Source organism: Thalassobellus sediminis (genome assembly GCF_044386045.1).
Taxonomy (GTDB): domain Bacteria; phylum Bacteroidota; class Bacteroidia; order Flavobacteriales; family Flavobacteriaceae; genus Thalassobellus; species Thalassobellus sediminis.
Genome location: NZ_JBISCD010000010.1, coordinates 1 through 898, shown reverse-complemented (window position 1 = coordinate 898; position 898 = coordinate 1). Strand labels below are relative to the sequence as shown.

Below are 898 nucleotides of genomic sequence, written 5' to 3'. Positions count from 1 at the left end.
CGTTGTGTGCAATTTGAAAACCTGCCAGTTTGTAACATTTTTGAAGAAGAACCGTCAGATAGCCAATCAATCAAATATAAAAAAAATGAAATCAAATCAAAAAACAGGCAGAATTGCAGGAGTGTTATTATTATTCGTTTTTATTTCAGGAATTATCATTTTTCAATTTTTACAAGGTTCTGTACTTTTTTCAGAAAACTTTATTACTAGCACTTCAGAAAATTCAAATAAAATTATTAGTTCTACTCTACTCGGAATTATTAATGGAATAGTATCTATAATTATTGCAACAATACTTTTACCAACATTTAAAAGACACAGTTCCTTTTTGGCATATTTATATTTCGCGTTTTGCATTTTAAATTTTATTGCTTTAATGATTGACAACGTTAGTGTAGTATCTATCTTGGAACTGAGCAATGAATATGTAAAAAGCGGAAATGATAGTTCAATCAAAATTTTGGAGACTCTTGTTTATCAAAGGCACCGATGGACACACTACTTTTATCTTTTGATTTCTTGTTTTCCTGTTTTTATTTTGTATTACACATTGTATATCTCTAAACTAGTCCCAAAAATTCTATCGATTTTTGGAATATTTGCGGTAATACTTATGTTCACCGAAGAATTGCTTTCAATTTTTGGACATGGTATAAGCATGGACATGCTTCTTCCAATGGCTTTAATTCAATTAACTCTTCCACTTTGGCTAATTTTCAAAGGTCTGAATTCACCATTATTAGAAAAGGAAAACGGATAAAAAACTACACACAACAACGTGTATAATTAATTACTACGAATTTCCTAATCGGAAATTCCTAACAATTAATTATCTTAGGTGCTAATCGGAAAATGACTCGTGTCCTTTTCCGTAACTAATTCATACACGAACACGTTG

The 898-nt window shown here is 30.1% G+C and carries 1 protein-coding gene; it reads left to right on the top strand.

Going from position 1 to position 898, the window contains the following annotated elements:
* Positions 1–760, top strand: a 760-nt coding sequence (locus ACH5TW_RS00145) for a DUF4386 domain-containing protein (RefSeq protein WP_439334446.1), incomplete at its 5' end; no start/stop codon positions are given.
* Between the last annotated feature and the right edge of the window lie 138 nt (positions 761–898).